At 64.9% G+C, this 14,054-nt stretch carries 17 protein-coding genes; 9 read left to right on the plus strand and 8 right to left on the minus strand.

Features of this window, described 5'->3' with window-relative positions; translation table 11 throughout:
* Positions 1 to 31: 31 nt before the first annotated feature.
* Positions 32 to 382 carry a metalloregulator ArsR/SmtB family transcription factor gene (locus tag ABD791_RS10250; RefSeq protein WP_345065807.1) on the minus strand — a complete coding sequence of 117 codons (351 nt, stop codon included), beginning with the start codon at positions 380 to 382 and terminating at the stop codon, positions 32 to 34.
* 92 nt (positions 383 to 474) lie between these two features.
* On the opposite strand from ABD791_RS10250, the gene arsB reads away from it, so the two are divergent.
* The 4 genes from arsB (at position 475) to ABD791_RS10270 (ending at position 3,462) form a co-directional block, all read left to right on the plus strand.
* Positions 475 to 1,575, plus strand: a complete 1,101-nt coding sequence (gene arsB / locus ABD791_RS10255; RefSeq protein ID WP_345065810.1) for an ACR3 family arsenite efflux transporter — start codon at positions 475 to 477, stop codon at positions 1,573 to 1,575.
* Between the two features lie 21 nt (positions 1,576 to 1,596).
* Positions 1,597 to 2,013 (plus strand): arsenate reductase ArsC, encoded by a 417-nt coding sequence (locus ABD791_RS10260; RefSeq protein ID WP_345065814.1) that lies wholly within the window; start codon positions 1,597 to 1,599, stop codon positions 2,011 to 2,013.
* Positions 2,014 to 2,149: 136 nt separating this feature from the next.
* Positions 2,150 to 2,482: an ArsR/SmtB family transcription factor gene (locus ABD791_RS10265; RefSeq protein WP_345065817.1), complete on the plus strand. Its 333-nt coding sequence runs from the start codon at positions 2,150 to 2,152 to the stop codon at positions 2,480 to 2,482.
* Entirely contained in the window at positions 2,482 to 3,462 is a 981-nt protein-coding gene (locus ABD791_RS10270; protein WP_345065820.1) for an arsenate reductase/protein-tyrosine-phosphatase family protein, read from the plus strand. The genes ABD791_RS10265 and ABD791_RS10270 overlap by 1 nt, the downstream gene beginning before the upstream one ends.
* A 40-nt stretch (positions 3,463 to 3,502) precedes the next feature.
* On the opposite strand, the gene ABD791_RS10275 is transcribed toward ABD791_RS10270, so the two are convergent.
* Entirely contained in the window at positions 3,503 to 3,949 is a 447-nt protein-coding gene (locus tag ABD791_RS10275) for a riboflavin kinase (protein ID WP_345065823.1), read from the minus strand.
* The gene (locus tag ABD791_RS10280; protein WP_345065826.1) at positions 3,946 to 4,452 is read right to left on the minus strand and encodes a flavin reductase family protein; all 507 of its coding nucleotides are present in this window, start codon (positions 4,450 to 4,452) and stop codon (positions 3,946 to 3,948) included. Before ABD791_RS10280 ends, ABD791_RS10275 begins: the two co-directional genes overlap by 4 nt.
* 141 nt (positions 4,453 to 4,593) lie before the next feature.
* Here ABD791_RS10280 and ABD791_RS10285 point away from each other — a divergent pair, with 141 nt between their 5' ends.
* On the plus strand, positions 4,594 to 5,202 hold the full coding sequence (locus ABD791_RS10285; RefSeq protein ID WP_345065829.1) for a PadR family transcriptional regulator: 609 nt from the start codon (positions 4,594 to 4,596) through the stop codon (positions 5,200 to 5,202).
* 119 nt (positions 5,203 to 5,321) lie between these two features.
* Here the strand turns inward: ABD791_RS10285 and ABD791_RS10290 are convergent, their stop codons facing one another.
* From ABD791_RS10290 to ABD791_RS10305, 4 genes are all read right to left on the minus strand, one after another.
* Positions 5,322 to 6,686, minus strand: coding sequence for an NtaA/DmoA family FMN-dependent monooxygenase (locus ABD791_RS10290; RefSeq protein ID WP_345065832.1), 1,365 nt, complete (start codon positions 6,684 to 6,686; stop codon positions 5,322 to 5,324).
* 72 nt (positions 6,687 to 6,758) lie between these two features.
* Entirely contained in the window at positions 6,759 to 7,637 is an 879-nt protein-coding gene (locus tag ABD791_RS10295; protein WP_345065835.1) for an ABC transporter permease, read from the minus strand.
* Positions 7,630 to 8,514 (minus strand): ABC transporter ATP-binding protein, encoded by an 885-nt coding sequence (locus ABD791_RS10300; RefSeq protein WP_345065838.1) that lies wholly within the window; start codon positions 8,512 to 8,514, stop codon positions 7,630 to 7,632. Before ABD791_RS10300 ends, ABD791_RS10295 begins: the two co-directional genes overlap by 8 nt.
* On the minus strand, positions 8,511 to 9,620 hold the full coding sequence (locus tag ABD791_RS10305) for an ABC transporter substrate-binding protein (RefSeq protein ID WP_345065841.1): 1,110 nt from the start codon (positions 9,618 to 9,620) through the stop codon (positions 8,511 to 8,513). The genes ABD791_RS10300 and ABD791_RS10305 overlap by 4 nt, the downstream gene beginning before the upstream one ends.
* A 152-nt stretch (positions 9,621 to 9,772) precedes the next feature.
* Here ABD791_RS10305 and ABD791_RS10310 point away from each other — a divergent pair, with 152 nt between their 5' ends.
* Complete coding sequence (locus ABD791_RS10310; protein ID WP_345065843.1) at positions 9,773 to 10,138, plus strand: ArsR/SmtB family transcription factor; 366 nt, start codon at positions 9,773 to 9,775, stop codon at positions 10,136 to 10,138.
* Positions 10,135 to 11,313, plus strand: coding sequence for a cation diffusion facilitator family transporter (locus ABD791_RS10315; RefSeq protein ID WP_425562245.1), 1,179 nt, complete (start codon positions 10,135 to 10,137; stop codon positions 11,311 to 11,313). Before ABD791_RS10310 ends, ABD791_RS10315 begins: the two co-directional genes overlap by 4 nt.
* Positions 11,314 to 11,392: 79 nt before the next feature.
* On the opposite strand, the gene ABD791_RS10320 is transcribed toward ABD791_RS10315, so the two are convergent.
* A complete protein-coding gene (locus tag ABD791_RS10320) occupies positions 11,393 to 11,878 on the minus strand; it encodes a 2'-5' RNA ligase family protein (RefSeq protein ID WP_345065846.1) in 486 nt (161 codons plus the stop codon).
* A gap of 126 nt (positions 11,879 to 12,004) precedes the next feature.
* Between ABD791_RS10320 and ABD791_RS10325 the strand changes: the two genes are divergently transcribed.
* Together ABD791_RS10325 and ABD791_RS10330 are read left to right on the plus strand one after the other, a co-directional pair.
* Positions 12,005 to 12,958, plus strand: a complete 954-nt coding sequence (locus ABD791_RS10325; RefSeq protein WP_345065849.1) for a hypothetical protein — start codon at positions 12,005 to 12,007, stop codon at positions 12,956 to 12,958.
* A gap of 172 nt (positions 12,959 to 13,130) precedes the next feature.
* Positions 13,131 to 14,054, plus strand: coding sequence for an SMI1/KNR4 family protein (locus ABD791_RS10330; RefSeq protein WP_345065851.1), 924 nt, complete (start codon positions 13,131 to 13,133; stop codon positions 14,052 to 14,054).

The raw sequence follows: 14,054 nt of genomic DNA on the forward strand, positions 1-14,054 counted from the left end.
GGGGTTGAAAGCTGAAGTTGGGGGTGCGGCGCTAAATGGTGATGAGCAGCCGACTGATGGAGTCCAGTGCGCCGGGAACCAAACGGTAGTAGGCCCAGAGACCCCGCTTGTCGCGCGTCAGAAATCCGGCATCCACCAGAATTTTGAGGTGGTGCGAGACTGTCGGTTGCGAGAGCCCGAGCGGTTCGGTGAGGTCGCAGACGCAGGCCTCTCCCCCTTCGCTCGCGGCGACCATCGACACCAGGCGCAGCCGGGCCGGGTCGGCCAGGGCCTTGAGCGAGCCGGCCAGTGCTTCGGCGTTCTGTGCGCTCAGCGACTCCCGGGTCAGAGGTTCGCAGCACGCCGTCACATCGGTCACAGGGAGCAAATCGGTCAACGTCATCTGAACATCATGACAACTACATTGACAAACGTCAATATAGTTCTTACGATTTCCGATAGACGGTTGTCGATGCTTTTCGAGATGGAGTGTACGTGACGGAGATAAACACGCGGCCCGCTGGGCTGAGCGCTACCGACAGATTGCTGCCCGTGTGGATCCTTTTGGCGATGGGACTGGGCTTGGCCTTGGCCGTCTTGACACCGGCCGTTGGCGAGTTCCTCCACGCCGCGTCCATCGGTTCGGTCAGCGTTCCGATTGCAATTGGGCTGCTCGTGATGATGTACCCCGTGCTCGCGAAGGTCCGCTACTCCGACGCCCGAACCGTCGGACGCGACAAGCGCCTACTGGTGTCCTCCCTCGTTTTGAACTGGCTCATCGGACCCGCTCTGATGTTCGCACTCGCGTGGATCCTGCTCCCCGACCTGCCCGAGTACCGAACCGGGCTCATCATCGTCGGCCTCGCACGGTGCATCGCCATGGTGCTCATCTGGAACGACTTGGCGTGCGGCGACCGAGAAGCAGCAGCGTTCCTCGTCGCACTGAACTCCGTGTTCCAAGTCCTCGCGTTCGCCGGCCTCGGCTGGTTCTACCTGCAGTTGCTTCCGACCTGGCTCGGGCTCCCGGCCACCAGCGCCGAGTTCTCACTCTGGGCAATCTCCCTCAGTGTGCTCATCTTCCTCGGCATCCCACTCCTGGCCGGTTACCTGTCCCGCGTCATCGGCGAACGCCGCCGCGGCCGCACCTGGTACGAGGAGCGATTCCTGCCCGCGGTGAGCCCGCTTGCGCTCGGCGGCCTCCTCTTCACGATCGTGATGCTCTTCGCCCTCCAAGGGCAGCAGGTCATTTCGAACCCCCTCGACGTCGCCCGCATCGCACTTCCCCTGCTCGTCTACTTCGGCGCCATGTTCGCCGTCGGATTCCTCACCGGAAAACTCGTCGGCCTGAGCTACGAACGCACCACCACGTTGGCGTTCACCGCCGCCGGCAATAACTTCGAGCTCGCCATCGCAGTCGCCATCGGAACGTTCGGCGCAACATCCGGGCAGGCCCTCGCCGGCATCGTTGGCCCCCTCATCGAAGTGCCCGCGCTCGTGGGTCTCGTCTACGTAGCGCTCTCGCTCCGGCCACGATTCGCACCTCAGACCACCCTCCCTACCTCCACTCCGATTCCCGTCGCCGACCTGGCGAACTGACCCTCAGAAAGAAGCACAATCATGTCCGAGAAGCCCTCAGTTCTCTTCGTTTGCGTTCACAACGCCGGTCGCTCCCAGATGGCCGCAGGCTACCTACAGGCCCTCTCGGGAGGACGCATCGACGTGCTCTCCGCCGGGTCAGAGCCCAAAGACCAAATCAACCCCGTCGCCATTGAAGCCATGGCCGAAGAGGGCATCGACATCGCGAACAACACCCCCAAGGTGCTCACCACCGAAGCCGTACGCGACTCGGATGTCGTCATCACGATGGGCTGCGGCGACGTGTGCCCCATCTTCCCCGGCAAACGCTATGAAGACTGGCAGCTTGACGACCCGGCCGGGCAGGGCATCGACGCCGTCCGCCCCATCCGCGACGACATCAAGCAGCGCATCGAGCAGCTCATCTCCGAGCTTCTCGCGGACCAGCAGAACGTCTGACCAACCCCAACTCGAACAAGAACGCCGCTGCCCTTGATGCGGAGCACTTCCTCGCGGCCGCCGGCCTGGCCACGTACGAGCTGTCGACCGTGCCCGCCTAGGGTCGCACCAATGTCGGCAAAGTAGAATCACGTCCATGTCAGCCACCGCACGCGAGCCACGAAGCGAGCGAACCGTTGCGCCCGCAGCCGCTCTCGGGCGGGAAGCGGCCGAGGTCCTTGCGCGCACGCTGCGCGCGGTGGCAGACCCCACAAGGCTGCAGCTGCTCAGCATCATCGAGCGCAACGAGAATCACGAGGCGACAGTTGTTGAGCTGACGGCCGGCCTCGGCCTCAGCCAGCCGACCATCAGCCACCATCTGCGTGTGATGGTCGACGATGGATTACTCCAACGCGAACAGCGGGGACGCAACGCCTGGTACTCGGTGACGCCTGAGCGTCGCACTGCAATCAACGACCTCCTCAGATAATGCCCATCCGGCCATTTCACGGAGTTCCCCTCGACGCCGCAACAGCTATCGTCAGAGCCGAGCAGGTCGCTCTGCTCGCCGAACCGGCTCGTTTGCGCCTGATGAGCGTGCTCGCCTCCGACCCAGACGGAACGAACACCGCGCCGCGTCTCGCAAGCGAGCTCGGCTTTAGTGTCAGCGATGTCTCCGACCACCTGGCCCAGCTGAGCGCCGCCGGCCTCATCCGCACCCGCCCCGGCGCGACGGCGACCGAGTACGCCCTCTCGGCCGAAGCCTGGGTGCGGTTCGGCCGACTGCTGGCCGGGAAACCGACGCATGAAGCCCTGCCCTCCCCCGACGTCCCGGCCATCAACGACCTGCCACCGGCGATGCGCAGGACGGCAGACCGGCTCGCATCGCGCCACCAAGCCCATTTCTCCCGCGAAACCGTGGAGAAATACCTGGCCGAAAGCTACGAGCTGCTCAACCTCCACGCCAAACCCACGAAGCACCTTCCCTCGCTGGCGAGTCAATTCGCCGGCGACCGCCTCGACGCTCTCGCAACCGTATACGGCTTCGACGTCACGGGAACCCCCGAAGTCCTCTTCGTCTGCGTACGCAACTCCGGCCGCTCGCAGCTTGCCGCCGGCATCCTCCGGCAGCTCGCCGGCGACCGCGTCACCGTGCGCACCGCCGGCTCGCGACCTGCCTCCTCCATCGACGACTCGATCATCGACGCCCTCGACGAAATTGGGGTTGCCCTCGTGTCGGAGTTCCCCAAGCCACTGACCGACGAGGTCGTGCAAGCCGCCGACGTCGTCATCACCATGGGTTGCGGAGACGCGTGCCCCGTTTATCCCGGGCGCCGTTACCTGGACTGGCCCATTGACGACCCCTTCGGAAAACCTGCCCCAGAAGTACGCGCAGTTCGCGACGACATCCAACGTCGCGTGGAAGCCCTCATGGAAACGCTAGGCCTCGAAACACCCACACCGTCTTAGAACCCGACCACGATCTTCGGTTCGTCTGGTAATGAGGCGCTCAGCTCTCCCTCGCGAGCAATGCCCGCGACCGCTCGACATCCTCTGCCGTGCGCACGATCAGTTCGTCGAGCGAGGCACAGCGCACCATGCTGCGCAGGCGACCCGCGATCGACACCGCGATGGAGCGACCATAGAGGTCAGCGCTGAGGTCGTGCACGAAGGCCTCGATGCGACGGTCTGTCACGTCGTCGAACGTCGGGTTGTCCCCGATGCTCACGGTGGCACCGTATCGGGTGGCGTCGGGAGGAAAACTCACCCAGCAGGCATACACACCGTCGGCGGGGATGTCGCCTTTCTCGGCGACGGCGATATTGGCCGTCGGGAAGCCGAGCAGCCGACCGCGCTTGTCGCCGTCGACGACGACGCCGTCAAAGGCGACGCCATCACAGCTGACGGCGTCTCCGGTGACAACGCCCTCGCCGGTCGACCCCCCGACCCGAATCATTTTTCGGTCAACAGCCCGCGGAACTGGCTCTGGTGAAAGACCAGAGGGGTGACCTCAGGAAACAGGTCGGACTTCAAGACCTCGAGCAGGATGATCTCATGGTCTCCACCATCGACCGTCGCCGTGACCTTGCACTCAAGCCAGAGCGCGGCACCATGCATCAGCACAGCCCCGTCGTCGGTCGCGTGCCACTCCGCATCCTCGAATCGATCGGTGTTGCGCGAAGCCAGTTTGCGGCACAACGCCTCGTGGTTCGACCCGAGCACGCTCAGGCCGAGCTGGGCGCTGTCGGCCAGCACGGGCCAGGTGCTGGAGGTACGTGCGACGCTGACGGCCACCAAGGGCGGTTCGAGCGAGACCGAGATGAATGAATTGACCGCCAGGCCGACCGGGCGATCATCGACGAGTCCGCAGACCGCGACAACACCGGTCGGAAAGAGAGAGAACGCCCGGCGCAATGCCAATTCTGGCGGTGCGGTCTCCAGGTTTGTCGCAGTAGACATCACGTAACTCCTTCTCCATTGAAATGACTCAACCACCAGAGTAGTCAAGTTTGATCATATTGCTAGTACTTATTCAGATTTGAACATATAAATGTTGTTTCAATCGGCAATCTGGCCCATTCGCTGTCCTACGATGGAGCCATGTCGAGCCTTACCCGCCTGATCGTGTTGGGCGCAGTTCACCAATTTCAGCCCGTCCACGGTTACTTTCTCCGCCGCGAGCTGATGACCTGGCACGTGGACGAGTGGGCCAACATCCAACCGGGCTCCATCTACAACGCGCTGCGCTCTCTCAAGCAGGACGGGTACGTCGCGGAGAACGGCACCGAATCGGCCGGCAAGCGCCCCGAGCGCACGATCTACCAGATGACCCCAGAGGGAGAGGTCGAGTTTCTTCGCCTGCTCCGGCTCACGCTCTGGACAGTGGAGACCTTCGACACCAAGCCGGTCATGGCCCTCACCTCGTTCATGTTCGCCCTCAGTCGCGACGAAGTGCTCGCGGCGCTTGCGCATCGCGTCACCGAGATCGACGCGAAGATCGTGAGCAACGGCTTTCACATTGAGGATGTCGCCCGGTCGACCACGACGCCGCTGTACGTTCGGGAGATCTTCGAACTCGCGACGGCCCGGTTGCGCGGCGAACAGCAGTGGGCTCGAGATCTCAGCGAGCGCGTGCGGGCCGGCGAGTACAGCTTCGCCGGCGAACCAGAGAGCGATCGCGCCAGGTCGGCGCGCTCGCTCAGCGAGTAACAGCCCGCAGCCACAGCCCCTCCTCGCCCTCTCCCCGAACGCGAGAATCCGTGGGCCTGACCATCGGTCGGCGCCACGGATTCTCTTGTCAGCTCTCAGCGCGAATCAATCCGGGGAGATCAGAGCGTCAACGCGGCCTGCTGCGCCCGAAAGCCCGCACCCGGGTGATCCTCGCGCAGTACAGGAGTCTCGGTTCCGACCAACCGCTGGCGCAACGTCGGAGCGTCATAGCCAGTCCCCGCGACGCCCCGCTCCCGCAGAATCGGCAGCACCTGTTCGATGAAGTCAACCGTCGAGCCGGGCTGAATCACCGGGGTCAGCAGAAAACCGTCGAGGTCGGCCCCCTCGGCCAGCTCGCAGATTGCATCGGCGACCTCCTCGGGAGTGCCGACGACGGGCTTGGTGCGCACGCCGTGAGCATGCCAGTCCTTGAGTACATCGCCGACCGTGAGACCGGCGAAACGCGCCACCTGGGTCTGCGACAACTCGGTGTGCAGATCGGTCATCGGCGTGGCAGGGTCGTACGACGAGAGGTCGAGTCCGGTGAACCAGGCGTACGACGCGACGGCCACCTCGGGAGTCTGCGAGTCGAGCACCTCCTGGTACTTGCGCTCAGCCTCCTCATGGGTCGGCGCCACCACACAGGAGAACGCGGCCATCAGCTTGATCGAATCGGCCGCACGCCCGGCCGCCACAGCTTCGGCACGGATGGCCGCGACCTGGCCGGCAAGCTTGGCAACGGGTGCGCCGCCCAGGAAGATGCACTCACCATGCCGGCCGCCGAACTCACGACCGCGCTCCGACGAGCCGGCCTGAAAGAGTACAGGGGTGCCCTGGGGCGAGTAGGAGGTGTTGCCGTAGCCGTTGCTGCGAAAGTAGGGGCCGTCATGCTCGATGCGGTGCACCTTGTCGGGGTCGGCGTAGCGGCCCTCCTTGTCGAGCTCGAGCGCGTCGGGCTCCCAGGCGCCTTCCCACAGCTTGTAGACGAGCTCCATGAAGTCGTCGGCCATGTTGTAGCGCTCGTCGTGAGCGACCATCGGCACGCCGAAGGCAGCGGATGCCGTCTCCGCCGTGCCCGTCGTCACCACGTTCCAGCCGATCCGGCCCTTCGACAGGTGATCCAGGCTCGCGATCCGGCGGGCAAAGGAGTACGGCTGCTCGAGCAGTGTCGATCCGGTGAGCACGAGACCGAGCTTCTCCGTAGTCGAGATCAGCGCGGCCGCCACGATCGCCGGGTCGAGACGCGGCAGGTCGAGACCCTCGACCGTGCAGATGTCTGGTCGTTCGCCGTTGACGTCGGCCCAGCCCCAGGCATCCGCCAGAAAAATGAAGTCCAAGCCGGCGTTCTCGCAGATCTCGGCGATGTTCTTCCAGTAGGCGAGAGTGTCGAAGAGGTGCCGCTGGTTGTCGGGGTGACGCCAGGTGGCCGTGCCGGAGTCGTTGGTCTGAGCGTTTTCGAACAGGCCGAAGCGAAGCTGTTTCATGGTGGTGCCTTTCGTGCTGAATTTCGGGGTGAATTGGCGAGGCAATGCGCCCCGCGAGCAATGAACGGGCAGCTAGCGGGCGACCGTGGTGTCTTCGCTCCACCACAAGACGCGCTTGCGCAGCAGCGCCAGAAGTGACACCAGGGTCACGCCCATCAGGCAGAGCAGCGCGATGCTCGCCCAGGTGACAGCCAAGTTGGCTTGCGCGGCGGCGATCGTGACGAGAGAGCCCAGCCCGGCCTGCTGGCCGGCCGCGACGAACTCGGCGACTGCCGCACCGACGATTGCCAGCGGCATCGCAATGCGGAGCCCGGCAAAGACGAACGGCATGCAGCCCGGAAAGCGCAGATCGCGAAAGATCTCCCACCGGCTCGCGTGCAGCGTGCGCATCACGTCGAGGGCGGGCCCATCGACATCCCGCAGCCCGGCCAACGAGTTGACCAGCATCGGAAAGAAGACGACCAGGGCGGTGACGATGTACTTCGGCATCATGCCGAAGCCGAATGCCACCACCAGGGCCGGTGCGATCGCCACCACCGGAGTGACCATGACGACGACGATGAGCGGCATGACGGCGCGCTCCATGATCTGGAACTCCGCCATGATCACGGCGAGCAAGAACCCGAACAGGATGCCGGCGCCGGCTCCGATGACGACCTCCTGCAGCGTGACCAAGAAGTTCGACCAGTACATCATCGGCTCTTTGGCCAGGCTCGACCAGACGGCGTCGATCGTCGGAATCACGTAGGGGTTGGCGAGGGCAACGGCCTGCCAGAGCGCACCGGCGATGATGAAGGTGATGGTGGGTGGTGCCCACGATCCCCACTTCAGTCGCGCTCCGCGTCTGGCCGCGGCCTGCTTCGCCGAGTTCTTTCGGGTGCCGGACTGCACCGCGTTCGATTCGGTGACGGACTGCGTTGTCGATCTCGGCACCGTGCGCAGGTTAGACATACTTCTTCTCCATGACACTCTGTAGCGACGTTCTCACTGCACCTTCAAGGTCGCGGAACTCGTCGGTGGCGTAGACGTCGGCATCCCGCGGACGCGGCAGGTCGACGTCGATCACATCGGCGATGCGCCCGGGGTGCGCGGCCATCACGATGATGCGGTCGGACAGCATGATCGCTTCGGGCACCGAGTGCGTGACGAAGAGCACCGTCTTGCGGTTGGTCTGCCAGAAGTCGAGCAGACCGAGGCGCTGCTGGTCGCGGTTCATTTCGTCGAGTGCCGAGAACGGCTCGTCCATCAGCAGCACGCTCGGGTCGAAGACGAACGCGCGGGCGATGGCGGCGCGCTGCTGCATGCCACCCGAGAGTTGCGACGGATACTTGTTGATCGCGTGACCGAGGCCGAAGGATTCCAGAATCTCTTGGGGATCGCGGAGCGTGCGTCCGGCGTTCGCCTTGGGGTTCACGGTGATCGGCAGCGTCACGTTCTCGAGCACGGTGCGCCACGGCAGCAGGGCCGGCGACTGCGGGACCAGACCGATCATCTTGCCCTTGGTCGCTGACGCCACCGTCTTGCCGTCGATGGTGACCGCGCCGTCGTCGGCGTCGCTGAGTCCGGCGATCACCTTCAACAGAGTGGATTTGCCGCATCCACTCGGACCGATCACCGAGACGAACTCGCCCGCGTGGATCGAGAGGCTCACGTCGTCGAGCACGAGCGTCTTGGCGCCCTCTGGGCCGAAACTCTTGGAGACGTTCGCCACCTGCACGCCGGTGTTGGCCGTACCGCCACCGGTGTTGCCGGCGGACCGGGCTCCGGCGGCCGGGGCCGCCAATCGGTTGCCGACCGCGCCGGTCACGTCGAGAAGTTCTGAGCTCACTTGCTCGGCCAGATCAACGCGTCGTCGCTGTAGAGATCGGCGACCAGGTCGGTGTCCATCATGGACTTCAACGCTGGCAAGTCGCTCACGTTGCCGAATTGCTTGACCAGTTCGTACTCGGCCTCCCACTCGGCGGCCGTCTGCACGCCGGGCATGCCGGCCGAGCTGTTGCGCACCCAGTCCGATTCGACGCCCCAGGTACGTGCCTGCTGATCCTTCGGAAAAGCGTCGCCCTGGTTGTTGTCTGCGGCGAGCGTGCTGATCATATCGACGCACTCGTCGTCGTTGTCGAGGCAGTACTGCAGGGCCTTGAGGCTGGCCCGCATGAAGTCGCCGGCGACCTCGCGGTTCTCCTTGAGAAATGTCGAGTTCACCTCCATGACGTTGTAGGTGCCCTGAATGTCGAGGTCCGATGGCAGAAACTGATTGAACGGCAGGCCGAGCGACTTGAGCTTCTCCGGCTGGTTCGACGCGTAGCCGACGATGGCGTCGACCTGTCCGCGGGTGACGACCGTGGGGTCGTAGTTGGTCATCTTGATCAGTTCGACCTTGGAGACGTCGACACCGGCAGCATCCAACATCGCGGATGCGATCGGAGTCATGTTGATGAAGTAGCCGAGTTTCTTGCCCTCGAGGTCTTTCAGGCTGGTGATGTTCTCGTTCGCGAAGATCGAGAAAGGCGAGTCGCTGCCGTAGGTGGCTACCGCCGTCAGATTGTGGCTGTTCGCGGCGGCCAGCATGACGTCCGACGCCGAACCGAGCGCGGTGAACTCGGCCTGACCCGACGAGACGAGCTGCTGGCCGTTGGCGCCGGAGGCGTTGATCTCAACCTCGAGGCAGAGGGCGTCGAAGTAGCCCATCTCCTTGGCGAGAAACACGTCAAGCTGACCGGCACTCGCCGAGTAGCCGTAGCCCGAGATGTAGGTGATCGGGCCGGCTGCGGTGTTGCGATCGCAGGTGGCTTTGTCGACGACCACGCCCGCATCGGCGGTGCTGGGAGTCGAAACCGGGTTTGCTGCGCAGGCACTGAGAGTCAAGGCCGCGGCAAGCATGCCGACAACGTAGGAGCTCCGGCGGCGAGCCTGCTTTTCAAGAAAAATAGTCACTTGGATCGAGATTCCTTCCCTGGCCTTATCCGTCATTGGATGGCTGGGCAAAGCTAACATATTCAATCTTGACTGTGCAAACTTTTTTACGTCACGTTTGCGCAACGCGGCGCCGTCCGGATTTCGACAGGCGCGTATGTCATAATCTGCGTATGGATGCAGATATGCAGGTTTGCGGTCGTGAGCCAGACAGTCAGTTCGTCGAGCTGGCCGTCGAGGTGTTTGCGATGCTGGCGGATGCCACGCGCGTGCGGCTCATCCTCGCACTACGGGAGGGCGAGATGTCGGTGAATCACCTCGCCGAGATCGTCGACAAGTCGCCCGCCGCCGTCTCGCAGCACCTCGCCAAATTACGGCTCGCCCGCTTCGTGACAACGCGCCAGGAAGGGACCAGGGTCTTCTACCGACTCGAGAACGAACATGCGAGCCAGCTGGTCTCTGACGCGATCTTTCAGGCGGAGCACTCGCTCGGGGGCATACCCCGCCATCACCACACGCAGGGCGATTCCGACTCATGAGCGCCTCGCCCGTCGAACACGAACACGCCCATCCGGGCGACGGCCACGCGCACGCAACCGGGCATGGGGCGGATGCGCACGGGCACGCCCACATGCACGAGCCGGATGCCCACCGGCACGACCACTCGGCTGGGCACGAGCATGACGCGCACGACCACGACCACCACCACGACCACGACCACGACCACGGTGGACACGGCCACGCGCACCCATCCGGTCTGAAGGGTTTTCTCTACGGCCTCTTCGTTCCGCACAGCCACGATGCTGCCGACTCCATCGACGACGCCCTCGAGTCAAGTGCTCGCGGCATCCGTGCGTTGAAAATCAGTCTGTTCATTCTGCTGGGCACGACATTCTTGCAATTCGGGGTTGTGCTGATCAGTGGATCCGTCGCGCTTCTGGCCGACACCATCCACAACTTCTCTGATGCCCTCACCGCCGTGCCCCTCTGGATCGCGTTCATTCTCGGTCGCCGCGTCGCCACCCGCCGCTACACCTATGGCTTTGGTCGCGCCGAGGATCTCGCCGGCCTCTTCATCATTGCCGTCATCGCCCTCTCTGCCATCGTCGCGGCCTGGCAATCCGTCGAACGATTCTTCAACCCTCAGCCGCTGCACAACCTCTGGTGGGTGTTTGCGGCCGGCCCGATCGGGTTCGCGGGCAATGAGGCCGTCGCGATCTATCGCATCCGGGTCGGCCAGCAGATCGGTTCGGCTGCCCTCGTCGCCGACGGCGTGCACGCCCGCATTGACGGCTTCACCTCGCTCGCCGTGGTTCTCGGCGCGATCGGCGTCATGCTCGGCTTTCCGCTCGCCGACCCACTCGTCGGGCTGCTCATCTCGGCGGCCATCCTCGTTCTGCTCTGGGGCACCGTGCGCAGCATCGGGCGACGCCTCATGGACGGCATCGAACCCGAACTCCTCGACCGGGTTCAGTCGACGCTGGAGCGAGCTCCGGGCGTTGTGTCAGTTCCCGCCGTTCAGCTGCGGTGGGTCGGCCATCGCCTCCAGGGCACGGCCACCGTGTGCGTCGGCGAACTCTCGCTGGCCGACGCCGAGAAAGTGGCCGCTGAGGCGGAGCACCTGCTCGCTCACGCGCTGCCGAACCTCGACGACATGCTGATCCGAACCGTGACGACGTCGCGGGTTGCCGCCCCGCATCTGCACCGAGACTGAGGCGCCCGCCGCGGCGGGGCCGTTCGAGGGTCGATGGCCTTCCGATCGCCGATCTCCGACGTCCGCGGCGCGCGTTTTGCTACTCGGATGCCGCCAGATCGAGCGTGGCCAGCACGGTTCTGCCGCTGGCCGCCGCCCGAGGCGCCATGTCGACGAGGGCAATCTGCGTCAGTGTCAGCAGGTCCCCCTCGTGCACGCGTCCCTGGCGCTTGACCGTGACGTGGGCGCGAAAGCCAGGGCCGGTGAACGCCGGCTCCTCCGGGGAGGCGGCGAAGAGGCGCATCGCCTCCTTGAGGGTGCGGTGCAGCGCCGTGAGCGCGGGGTTGTCGTCGACGACCGAGACGGGAATGTCGTGGCGACGGCCGAACAGTTCATCGTGCCCGACTCGCGCCGTGAGCGACGGCTGACCGGCGGCCGCCTCGTTGATCGCCGCGGCAACATCCGTCGGCTCGGCGTGGGTGAGAAACGGCGGCAACACGGTGATGTGCAGCGGCCAATCAGCGACGGCAAAACTCTCCCCGACCTGAAGAGGGGTGAGCGGAAGAACGATGACGAGGCGGGACATGCGCCGAGTCTAGGTGAGTCGGTCGGTGCCGACGGCCGGGGCGGATGCCGGTGGCCGGAAGCACGCCGGCGGCCAGGCGACGCCCGCGTCCGCCGCATTGGGCGGATGCTGCGCTAGCGTTCCGGCATGAGAGTCAACGCTGCCGCTCGATCGCGTGTTGTGCCCGCCGCACGGTTTTCGGTGTTGGTCATCGGCGCGATCGCCGTCGCATTCACGGTGGCCAGTGCAATCGTCATCATGGGCACCGGCGTCTCGGCGGCAGATGCCGCCCTGATGATCGTTCAGTACCCGCTCGTCACGGCCACGGCACTCGTCGGCGGAATGCTGACCCTGTTCCTGCTCATCGTCACCGCAACGCCGACCACTCGATGGGATCTCGCGTGGCGCGGGGCTGTCGCGGCATGCGTCAGCGTGGCTGTTGCGCCGCTAGTGGTGCTGCTCACCGCGGAGTGGATTCCCGGCACACCGGGCGCGGCCGGCGGCTTCTTTCTCGTTGTCAGCGCGCTCGTCAGCTTCGTGCTGGTCGGCGGGCCGATCTGGGCAGGACTCGTCGCGATCCTCCTGCGACGCTCGCTCGGTCCGGTGGGGCAGGATTCCACACCGCGGGGCGCCCAGCGCCTGCAGTGGGCATCCCCTGCTGATCGTCGCCGGCTCGGCGTCGTGCTCTGCGCGACGGGCGTCTTCGTGGCGCTCGGCATCACGTTTCTCAGCTACGTTCCTGCGATGTACAAGGGAGCCGACTACAAATGCATGGTCGAGGGACCGCGCTCCCCGCTCGCCGAGATCTCGGAGCGCCCCGGAATCGTCACCGGGAGCTTCTCGCTCTGGCCGCTCGGGCGCGAATGCACCTGGCTGCGCGCCGACGGCGCCGGAACCGTCGCCGTGGACTCGGGTAACTGGGTCGCGACCGGTTTCGCGGCATCCGCTCTGGTGCTGGCGCTGGTCGGCGGGGGTCTCGTTGCCTCGTCCCGACGTGTGCGGCCTCAACCCGAGCCGATGAGTCCGCCCTCCTCCACCACCTCCACTTCCTCCGCCGCGTCGGACACCGCGTCGGACGCCGCGTCGGACACCGCAAAGTAGGAGATTCTGCAACACGCCGCATGCGACCGGCGGTTTGAGGCGGCGAGTCGCAGAATCTCCTCCTTTGCGTGACAGCGGGGGTGCGGTTCGGCCGGCGGCATCCGCTCAAACCACCCCAACTGGGGTACCGCCCGATCTCGCCTCACACGGTCCGGTCCGGGAGAGTGGGCAGATGTCGCTATCCGAAGAGTTGGCCCGTTTCGACGACGTGCTCGCCGACGTGTTTCCCGAGGGCTTCGAGTCGATGGGTGAAGGCTTGGGCGACGCGGGGATTGAACGGCTTCGACGTGCCGTCGCTCCGTTCACCCTCGGAGCGGAAGTCGAGCAGCTCTACCGTTGGCACGACGGCAGCGTTCTTCCTGTCTTCGGCGGCAAGCGGTTTCTGTGCACGACCGAGATCATTCTGAATCGCGCCTTTCACCTCAGCCTGTCTGGGCGAACTCCGGCCTGGCTCCAGTTCACCGATGGCCCCGAGTACTACTTCGCCACCCTCGATGTGGCCGGATGCGACCCGGTCGCGTCTGTCTGGTGCGCCAACACGCACGACATCGGCATCAGTCGCATGCACGATTCGCTGGAGGCGATGATCGGCACGTTCATCGATATGGGCGAAACCCCCACTCTCTCGGCTGAGCAACGCACGGCTCTTCTCCTCGGCGGCCTCCGCTACGACGACGAGTATCGGCTGATCCGCAGCCCGGGAGCGTACGACCGCCCGAACCCTCCGCCCGGAACCTTCATCATGCTGTTCGACGAGGGAACCCCCGAGCCGTGGATCCGCTCACTCGGGTCATCAACTGATGAACTGCTGCCTCGCGGGGCGACGACCACCGTCGCTGAGCTCATCCGTCACGCAGAACTTCACGGCGAGGCCTCCGGAACCATTCAGGGCCTGACCACTCACGTTGGCGGCCCACTCCACGCCATCGGCTTCTCCATCGACGATGGAACGGGAGCACTCTCCTTCGTCGCCGACGACAAACGCCTCATTCTGGGCCCGGTCTCCCAGACCAGAATTGAGGCGGACGTTTTTCTGGCCCCCGACGGTCGCTGTCAGCTTCGTGCCCTGCGTCGCTCGCCAGACTGGGTCGCGTAG

It is taken from the genome of Glaciibacter kafniensis (assembly GCF_039538945.1).
GTDB classification, from domain to species: Bacteria; Actinomycetota; Actinomycetes; order Actinomycetales; family Microbacteriaceae; genus Cryobacterium; species Cryobacterium kafniensis.